Source organism: Phyllobacterium sp., from assembly GCF_037994425.1.
GTDB lineage: Bacteria > Pseudomonadota > Alphaproteobacteria > Rhizobiales > Rhizobiaceae > Phyllobacterium.
In genome coordinates this window covers 1-9062 of record NZ_JBBNAM010000294.1, presented here as the reverse complement: position 1 = coordinate 9062, position 9062 = coordinate 1, and the positions used below count along the sequence as shown (strand labels likewise).

The following is a 9062-nucleotide window of genomic DNA, read 5'->3' as shown; positions in this document are numbered from 1 at the left end:
AGGGAGGCGCGCAGCTCCGGCGGCAATCCGTTCGCGGGACTGCCAAGGTCTTCGAGAACCAGCATCCATAGGCGGGACGTGAACTGGACAGCCTCGATCCCCTTGAATGAGTAGCCACCCTCGTCGCGGGCTTCCTCCAGCATCAAGATCGACTGATCGAACAGGGAGCGCTCCGTTTCCCTTGCGCTATCGGCGCCGTCGCTCATGATGTCATCGTATCGGGCCTGGTACATGTTTCTTTCCGTTCATTAGCCGGCGCATTGATTATGCCAGTTACTATTTCAGGTAGTTGAGCAAACTCAGGCTTTGAATTTTGACGGTCAGTGCGTACGACGCCTGGATCTGCGTTGTCAGGGCGTTGACGCGGGTAGCCGCCTCGTTGGGATCGACGGCTTCAAGGTCAAGCACCGAGCTGTTGAGAACATTGAGCTGCACGGCGAGCCGGTCAGTCGCATCTTTCGTGCGTGCCTGCGCATTGCCCAGGAAAGACTGCGTATCAGCAAGTGCGGTGATGGCGTCCGTCGTCGTCTTCGAGGCCTTGCCGACGACTTCGTCAAGCGCTGCCTGGCTGAGGCCGATGTCGCTGAATTCGGCAATCATCGTGATGCCCATAGCCATCTGCCGGAAGCCGGCGCTGTTGGCGCTGGCGGAGGTTTCGGCGATTTCAGTTGGCGCAATGCGGCTCTTGATGAGGGTATCAGAGGCCGACGACCAATTTGCCGACCAGGAGGCAGCGTCGAACTCGGCTGTAAATGCCGTGTCGAGGTAATTCTTCATGTCGGCGGCTGAAATATTCGCCGCCTGCGGATCGGTGGTCGGAAAGCCGAAATAATCCTGGAAGGACTGCAAGACGGCGGCGCGGGCCGGACTTCCTGCCGCATCATAGTCCGCAAGCGGCTTCACGTCCGTGTTGACGCCGGCAAAGATGTATTCGCCATTGAAGCTTGTATTCAGGAGCTCTGTTGTCGTCTGCATCAAGCCCTTCGCCTTCTCCGCCGCGACGGTGCGGCCCACCGCCCCACCCGACATCGCCGTCACCATGCTCAGAAGGTCTTGCGTTCCCTTGATGACGTTGGTCAGCGCATTCTGCGACGTGGTCATGCGTTCCTTGATGACGCCGTTCGTGTCGGTCAGGACTGACAGGCGGTCATATTCCTTGCGCAGCGAGATGGATTGCCCTGAGCGGCTGCCAAGCGTGAGCCCCTTGTCAAACACGAAGCCCGTCGTGGCCTCCTGCTGCGCCTTGATCAGCTCGGATTGAGCGTTCGCCAGGATATTGCGGGTCGCATTTGCCAGCATATACGATGAAACGGATTGGGTTTTCATATCTATGACGCCGCCTGAAGGAGTTCTTTCAACATCGCGTCGATCGTGGAGATGATCCGCGCCGATGCGTTATAGGAGTGCTCGAGATCGAGAAGCGACTGCATTTCGGTGTCTATATTGACGCCGGTCGCATTGGAAATGGCATCGCTCGCCCTGGAAGCCAGAATGCCGTTGTACTCATTGGTCTGCGTAGCAGACTGCCGTTTGACTTCAAGCGAACTGATCGACGCTGCAGAAAAATCGAGAAGGCTCTTATTGTTGCCGCCGTTTGCCGTCGGATCATAGGTGCGGGGCGAACCGATCGCGCCAATTAAGTTCTGCAGGCGCGTCGAAAACCCGGCAGACCCGTCAGGGTTCTGTACGTAATCCGGATTGGCCGGCACAGTGCCACCGTCGCGGAGAAGCGCCGGGTTGCCTCCTTCGCTAAGCACATAGGCCGAGGAAATCTTGATCGTACCCGCAATGCCTGGAAGGATCGTCCCGTCAGTTGGCATCGCCGGCGCGCCTGCATAGGTGAAGAGTCCGGGTACCGTCGGCAGCGTCGGCGGTGTCTTCTGATCGGATTCAGCAAACATGCTGACGAGGCTGCGAGCAATCTCGTCGAGTTGGTTCTGGTAGTCGGGCGCAGTCTGATCGCGCAACTGCAGCAATCCACTGAGGCGGCCGGTTCCATAGGGCTGCTGGAATGTGTCGTGCGTCAGCGGAACGCCATCGATATAGACCTGATTGCCGCTCGTACCGGCGCTGAAAGCGCTGGTCGGCGTGAAGCTCACGGTGCGCGCCTTGCCTTCGAACAGCGACACGCCATTCTGCGCGAAGATGACCATATCGTTGTCGCCGCGAACGAGCGTCGTAATGCCGACCTCGCCGGAAATCTGCTTAAGCAGGCCGTCGCGCTCATCGAGCGCATCGGAAACATCCGCTCCTGAACGCGTACCGTTGATGACGCGTGTGTTGACCGCTTCGAATTTGGCAAGCTGCGTGTTGAGGTTCTTGACGGAGTCGGCGATGTCGGTGTCGGCGTCCTGACGCAGTTTCTGGACTTCGTCATTGCCCCTGTTCAACGCATTGGCAAGATCAGCTGCTTTCGAAACCGCGGCCTGGCCGACGGTCGTATCGCTTGGCTTGTTGGCATAGAGCTGCAGGGCATCGCGGAGGTCGCCGAGCAAGGCGCTGGGTGAACCTGAGGCATCATTGGCGGAATAGATGCCGGACAAACGGTCGAGGCCTCCCTGAAGCGTGTCGGAGGCGCCAAGCTGGCTGTTGGTCTCGATATATTTCGATAGGAGGGCGTCGTCGGCAGAACGGGTAACGGAAAGATAGGTCAAGCCGCCGGGACCGCTGACTACGGAGCCTATACGCCGTGAAAAATTGGGATCGTTGGCGCCGGCAATATTGCGCGATACCAACGCAGTCTGCCTCGAAACGGTCGTTATAGCGCTCTGAGCCGTGTTGAGCGCCGAAGTTAGTGACATACCCTTTGTCCAATCGCCATTAGTTGTTCAACTACCTTTTCAGATTGACCAGCACGTCCATCAGGTCTGCACCCGTCTGGAAGACCTTCGAATTTGCCGTGTAGTTTCTCTGCGCCTCGATCATGTCGGTCAGGTCCTGCGCGATGTCAGCGGTCGATTGTTCGAGCGCGCCGGAGCTTAAGCTGCCGAAGCTTCCCGTGCCGGCAAAGCCGACCTGGATGTCGCCGGATTCTGCGCTCGGTGAAAACACGTTGCCGGACATGACAAGTAGATTATCGGGGCTCGGGACGTCGGCGAGCGCGATCTTGTAGATCGCCCGCTTGGCGCCATTCTTGTAGATCGCCATGACGGTGCCGTCGGCGCCGATGTCGACATTGTCGATCGGGCTCGGAGAGTTGCCGTCGACCTTGACTTCAATGGGTGTGTAGTCGCCGGCGAGCTGCTTCGTCGCGGAGAAATCGATCTCCAGCGCCTGGCCATTCGGAACGTTGATCGAGATTGATTGATCAGTGGAGGTCAGCTTGCCTGTGACGCCGTCGAACGTATAGTTCTCGGTCGTCAGCGGTGTCGCCGGGGTATAGGGAAAGCCGCCGGAGGCTGCGGCATTAGCATGGTTGTAGGCCGCGAGTTCCCAGGCGTTGTCGGCGGTCTTGGTGAAGTAAAGATCGACGACCACGACATTGCCAAGATTGTCGAATGTCTGGATCGAGGTCTTCGCCGTGTACTGGGCGGAAGCCGTTGTGTTCGTCGGTGGACGGTCAGCAGCGGCGATGATGGACGCTCCTGCCGGCAGGTTGGCGGTGAATGTGCCAGTGCGGCTCGGATCGGCAATGAGGTCATTCTGGGCAATGCTGATCTTTTCCAGCCCCTGGTAACCGTTGGCAACGGGATTCACATTGCCGTTGGTGATCGGATAGCCCATCAGGTAGTAGCCGGCAGTGTTCACCAGATTGCCCTGCGGATCCGGCACGAAGGAGCCCGCACGCGTCAGGTACGGTGTGCCGCTCGAATTGCTGACTATAAGGAAGCCGTTTCCTTGTAGTGCAAGGTCGGTCGACGACGTCGTATAGCGTAGGGACCCGTCCTCGGAAATGTGGTGGCGGATCGTTGTCTCGATGCCGCCCGAATTGTATTCGCCACCGGAGCTCGGCAGCACGAGCGAGGAAAACTCGGTGCTCGCCCGCTTGTAGCCGGTGGTGCTGGAATTGGCGATGTTGTCCGACACGGCCGACAGCCGGTTGGCCTGGCCGTTCATGCCCGAAATGCCGGTTCGCATCATTCCATAGAGGCTCATATCCGTCTCCTTGCGTCACAACTCCGTACAAGATCGTTATCCTGCGATACTTGCGCGAAGCTGACGCGTTGTAATCCTTTTGAGGTATACCGGGATTTTGACACTTCCGCCGTCGGCGGAAACAGCGCCTAGTCGAGATTGATGCTGTAACCGAGAAACCGCTTCGAATCGATCGGGTCATATCCGAGCTGCTCGCGCAGTTTCTTGCGCAGCTTGCTGATATGACTCTCGACCACGCTTTCCTCGACATCGCTGTCGAAAATGCCGTAGATGGCGCTGAATATCTGCGCCTTGTTGAGACGGCGTCCACGGTTGGCAATCAAATATTCGAGTATGCGCCGCTCTCGCCGCGGCAAAGAGAAATCGACGCCGTTTATCTGCGGATCGCGTCCGTCGGAGAAGACCCGGATCGGACCGATTTGCGTGCCGGCACCGCCATTGCCAAAGCGGCGGCGAATGGCATTGATGCGTGCGAGGATTTCCCGAACATGCATGGGCTTGCGGACGACGTCGTCGACGCCTGCCTGGAAAAGCTCCAGCGTATGCTCGAGTGATTGCGTTTCGTTGACCGCAATAACCGGTGCCACGCAGCGTTCACGAATTTTGTGTGGAAACTGGTTGCGATTGGCGCATTCTCCTAGCAGAAACGCTTCGACCGCCATAATGTCGCTCTCCTGGACCGTGGCGACCCAGTCGCCAAAATCATCGGGAGAAAAGCCGGTTGTTGTAATGCCCTCTCGGGCGAACCACGCAGAATACCCACTCGTCACCAAACTTCGTTCGTCGACGACTACGATCACAACCCCACCTTTCGAATCAATAAGTTGCCCCAAGCAACACACAACTAGCGGTGGGGATGACTCCTCGACAATTCCCAAGAAATAGACCCCAATTTATTGGGATGCATCCCCGGCGACGCGGTGAGGATTTTTCCTTGACTGTGTCCGATTTTTTGATTCGTTTTTGAGGCAGAAGTAGCACCGCAAGAATCCCACGGAGGGAATTCACGTTTTCTTACCAAGTGTTACGACTCATGGCTAACTCTTGCCGCAAAACCTTGTTGCTTCTGGTGTCCAATTACCGAAACCACTGGCCACCATATTTTCGATGACGCGGCAAACGTAATATTGCTGGGCGGGGTCGTTATCAGGACCTGCATGATAGCGGGCGATGGCCATGGTCCAGCTTCCTTCCCGTGACCGAAGCTTTTTGAGGAAGCGCGCTGCGTAGTCAACGTTTGCTGCCGGATCGAGCATGGCGCTTACGGAGCGAAAGGCGCTTGCGTGATAATGTTGGTTAATCTGCATGCATCCGAGATCTATAAGATTAGCCCCCTTAAATTGTTCTTCATCGAATTTGGCCATGGCCGCTGCCGCTGATGGCATGAAGTAAGGCCTGCCATCGATGTTCATGGCGTAGGGCTGCAGCGACGCCTTGCGACCGGTCTCGGCCAGGCCGACGGCATAGAGGATACCGAGTGGGATACCGTATTTGACCGAGGCGCGATGCATTTCGCGCTCGCAGAGGTTTTCAGACAAGGCAGTGTTTGGGATGGCAAGAAGGCTAAATAACCAGACCGCGCGAAAGATTGCTTTCGATACCCGGTATTCCGGCTTTCTCCTCGCGTTCATCGGATCTGCTATCTCCAAGGAATTGCTGGCCCGTCGACCCGCCCTGCTTCGCTCCACCAGACGCGGCTTGCCCCTGGCCGTTGGCGCGCCCGTCGGCTTGTTGATCTTGTCCGCCGAGATTGGGTTGCCCACCCTGTGCATTTGATGTCGGGCTCGATCGGTCGATGACCGCGATCGTGACGGACGATGTATCATCGCCGACGCCCGCGAGCTTCAGTGCCTTGCCAAGTGCTTCATGGTCGCGTGCGAGGTGCTCGGCAGCGATATGGTCCTCGGCAGTCAGCTGAATATGCATGCCGTCGGATGTCAGCCGCAAGCGTGCGGTGACTGTGCCAAGCTCGATCGGTTGGAGCTGGATCACGAGCGTTCTCGTTGCACCAGTCGTGCGATCAGCGACGATCTGAACATCGGTTATTGGCGGACGGCTCATGGCCGATGGCGTGGTCGGTACCGACGGACTCGTAGCCCGGACCTCCGTCTGACCTCCAGAGCTTGGAGCTATAGTAGTCGGGCTTGTTGATGGCGCTGCGGGAGACTCAACGGGACGGCTGGCGGCCTTCTCAAGCGCTGGCTCCTGCGATTTCGCCTCGGTTTCTTGCGGGCGCGTGGTGGGCGTTGCGGGTCCCTGATTGGGTGCTGGCGTGGACCCTGCCTTCGGGGCAGGCATGGTGGACGTCTTGTCAGTCAGGACTTTTTCAGGCAGTGGCAAATCGAGTGAAGCGCCGGCACCCGATGCCGTCTTCGGCTCGACCTCAAGCGGCCTTGGAGCATTCTCATCGGCAGCGTCAACGATGACTAGGGACTGTTCCTGATTTTGGCGCTGCTTTTCAAGCAATTGTTCGAGAGCCATCATCGTCTGGCCGAAAATGCCCTGGATGGGTGCATGGCTCGAGGGCTTGTCGCCGTCCGTCTCAGTCTCGTCGTCTCGTGCCTCAAGCTTGTTATCCTTGACCTCGTCGCTACGAAGCACCCTTGGTGCTGCGATTTTCACCATGGTCCCGAAGTCGAGCCCGGTCCTGTCTTCTACCTGCATTTTCAAATCGACAATGGGATCGCCTTTGCCGCCATCTCTTAGGCGCGCATCGACCTGCGACCGCAGTGGCATCTCAGCTCCAATCGTCATTTGCCTGTCCTTCCGAGGAGCGCGTCGATGGCGTCAAGTTTTTTTCTCGTCTCAAGCACCAGCGGATCGGTCGGCACATCTGGCGGTGACGCGACTGCGACCGGCGCGCTGGCAGGTACGGGAGCGTTGCGGGCGACTGGCTTCTGGGGCGTCTCCAGTTCAGGGATGGGCTGCGCGAGAATGCGGCTTGCCATCGCTAGCGCTGCATCCAGGAGCTTGGCGTCGCGTTCGTGCAATCGGTCTCGCGGCAGTTTCGACAGCATGAACCTAGCCTCGCCCGTCTTGTCGGAGCCGACATTGCTGACTGCAAGGTAGAGTTTGGCCTGCGAGTCATCTGTCTTGAGTTCGCCTGCCAATCGATCGGCCCGTTCCGCGACAAACCGGGCGCGCGCGAGATTGCCGGCGACAAGCGCGCCACGCGCTATCCGCAGGTAAAGCGGCAGCCGCGCGCGTGGCCAGGCGAGCGCTGCGATCTCTTCGATTTCGTCGTTGCTGACCCGGTCCTTCAACTCCATCAAAGCATCGACGAGCTGACGAAAAAAATCTTCCGAATAAGGCGAATAGGCGAAGCGTTGCAGGTAGTTGCGGGCGAGGAGCCTTACCTTGTCCTTGTCACCCAGCTGCGCGGCGATGGTCAGGCCGCGCCGCAGCGCCGCCTCCTCAAGGAGGGTACCTGGTGCATTGAGGCGAATATAATCGAGGCGCTTCAGAGCGGTTCCGGCATCGATGGCGGCAAGCTGCGTCGCGGTGACGAGATAGATTGAAGCAACGAGCTCACTCGGCACGTTCGGCGGTATTTCCTGAAAGTTCTCGACGAAGTGCAGCGTGTCCCCGTCCGCATATGCGAGCGAGCCGGCGACGAGCTTTGGGTCCACCTGGTCCAGGGTCGTTGAGGCAAGTATCGCCCGTACCACCTCCGGATTGCCGCCGTTTAGCAGATAGACGAAAATCGCATAGGCATTTGCAGGCTTCTGCCATACTTCGGGCTTCGCCGATCGCAGCTGTTCGGCAATATGGCCAAGCACGCGGTTGAGCATCGGCAGGGCTTCGGGCTTACCGGATGCGACCTGATCTTGCAGCATCCGCATGGAACGCACGAGAAGATATGGTTCGGGGGCCGGAAAGTTGACCTGCGCGGCCGCGCCAGCCAGCGGCAGGCTGAAGAAACCGAATACCAGCCAATGGATCGCGCGCCCTGCCCTCATCTGGAACCCGTCCTCAAGAAGATGTCAATGCGCCGGTTCTGGGCCGCGTAGGGATCGGAGGCGACCTTCGGGTCGCGGTCGGCGTAGCCTTCGACGCGCAGGACGCGCTTCGGATCCAATCCCTTGCGGGTCAGCATGTAATAGGCCATCTGCGCCCTTGCGGATGATAGCCGCCAGTTATCATAGGTATCGCTCTTGAACGGCCGTCCGTCTGTGTGGCCACTGATGACGACCTCGCCTTTGCGGCCCGCGATGATCTTGGCGATTTCGTCGATGACCTGGATGACGCGCTTGTCCGGCTTGGCTGATCCGATCGCGAACATGCCGTAGTCGACCTTGTCGGTAAGCTGGATCATCAGGCCATCATCCTTGGCGACCACAGTAATATCCGGCGCCTTGGCATCGCTTATGGCCCCAGTCTTCTTTGCAATTTCCGCGGCGAGTGCGCGTGCCGATTCAACCTGCGCAGCGTCGGGTACCTTCTCTTCCTTGGCAGGTGCTGCTGTTTCGGCTGTGACAGGCGGCATCGCAGCCTCGGGCTGATCCGCCGCGGCTTTTGAGTCGCCGGCTGCCATGCGCTTTTCGAGCGCCGCTTGCTGCGCCTCGGCTTCTGCCCGCGTGCGTGCTACCTGGACTGACGGTTCCTGCGATGGCGGCGGGACGGCCGGACTATTTGTCAGGGGAAAGATCTCGTCCTCAACATGTGTCGACCAGTAGTTCGGATCGAACGGATCGCGATAGGCGTCGCCTCCCTCCGCGCCCGTCGAGGGGCCCGCCTGGCTCGAACCACCCTCCCCCTTGGCCGAGCGGTTCTGCAGCACGCCGGAATCCGTCGCAATCTCGGCGAGGACAGCATAGGGGTCCTTGAAGATTTGCCGCTCTTCCCGCTCCGGGACAGGCTCGACCTGCTTCTCGTTGCGCGCGCTCTTCGTTATGGGATCAACTGATTCAGGACGCTCGTATCGAACCTTGCCTTCCTCGTTGTCGATTTCCTCGATGCCCTTAGGC

General features: G+C 58.8%; 9 protein-coding genes. All 9 read right to left on the bottom strand.

Annotated features, from left to right (window positions below; genetic code table 11):
* On the bottom strand, positions 1 to 233 hold a 233-nt coding region (locus tag AAAB35_RS19965), incomplete at its 3' end, for a flagellar biosynthesis regulator FlaF (protein WP_340670021.1).
* 43 nt (positions 234 to 276) lie between these two features.
* Positions 277 to 1326: a flagellar hook-associated family protein gene (locus AAAB35_RS19960; protein WP_340670019.1), complete on the bottom strand. Its 1050-nt coding sequence runs from the start codon at positions 1324 to 1326 to the stop codon at positions 277 to 279.
* A 2-nt stretch (positions 1327 to 1328) separates the two neighbouring features.
* A complete protein-coding gene (flgK, locus tag AAAB35_RS19955) occupies positions 1329 to 2801 on the bottom strand; it encodes a flagellar hook-associated protein FlgK (protein ID WP_340670018.1) in 1473 nt (490 codons plus the stop codon).
* A 31-nt stretch (positions 2802 to 2832) separates the two neighbouring features.
* On the bottom strand, positions 2833 to 4095 hold the full coding sequence (locus tag AAAB35_RS19950; RefSeq protein ID WP_340670017.1) for a flagellar hook protein FlgE: 1263 nt from the start codon (positions 4093 to 4095) through the stop codon (positions 2833 to 2835).
* Positions 4096 to 4223: 128 nt separating this feature from the next.
* Entirely contained in the window at positions 4224 to 4895 is a 672-nt protein-coding gene (locus AAAB35_RS19945; RefSeq protein WP_340670016.1) for a response regulator transcription factor, read from the bottom strand.
* A gap of 237 nt (positions 4896 to 5132) precedes the next feature.
* Positions 5133 to 5606, bottom strand: a complete 474-nt coding sequence (locus tag AAAB35_RS19940; protein ID WP_340670022.1) for a transglycosylase SLT domain-containing protein — start codon at positions 5604 to 5606, stop codon at positions 5133 to 5135.
* A gap of 52 nt (positions 5607 to 5658) precedes the next feature.
* The gene (locus tag AAAB35_RS19935; RefSeq protein WP_340670015.1) at positions 5659 to 6849 is read right to left on the bottom strand and encodes a flagellar hook-length control protein FliK; all 1191 of its coding nucleotides are present in this window, start codon (positions 6847 to 6849) and stop codon (positions 5659 to 5661) included.
* Positions 6846 to 8054 (bottom strand): chemotaxis protein MotC, encoded by a 1209-nt coding sequence (locus tag AAAB35_RS19930; protein WP_340670014.1) that lies wholly within the window; start codon positions 8052 to 8054, stop codon positions 6846 to 6848. The genes AAAB35_RS19935 and AAAB35_RS19930 overlap by 4 nt, the downstream gene beginning before the upstream one ends.
* Positions 8051 to 9062 (bottom strand): MotB family protein (locus AAAB35_RS19925; RefSeq protein WP_340670013.1); only part of this gene is annotated, 1012 nt, incomplete at its 5' end. The genes AAAB35_RS19930 and AAAB35_RS19925, both read right to left, overlap by 4 nt.

Coding starts and splice junctions, on each gene's coding strand:
- AAAB35_RS19930 (WP_340670014.1), bottom strand. CDS start 8,054: ATGAGGGCAGGGCGCGCGATCCATTGGCTGGTATTCGGTTTCTTCAGC.
- AAAB35_RS19960 (WP_340670019.1), bottom strand. CDS start 1,326: ATGAAAACCCAATCCGTTTCATCGTATATGCTGGCAAATGCGACCCGC.
- AAAB35_RS19940 (WP_340670022.1), bottom strand. CDS start 5,606: ATGCATCGCGCCTCGGTCAAATACGGTATCCCACTCGGTATCCTCTAT.
- AAAB35_RS19950 (WP_340670017.1), bottom strand. CDS start 4,095: ATGAGCCTCTATGGAATGATGCGAACCGGCATTTCGGGCATGAACGGC.
- flgK (WP_340670018.1), bottom strand. CDS start 2,801: ATGTCACTAACTTCGGCGCTCAACACGGCTCAGAGCGCTATAACGACC.
- AAAB35_RS19935 (WP_340670015.1), bottom strand. CDS start 6,849: ATGACGATTGGAGCTGAGATGCCACTGCGGTCGCAGGTCGATGCGCGC.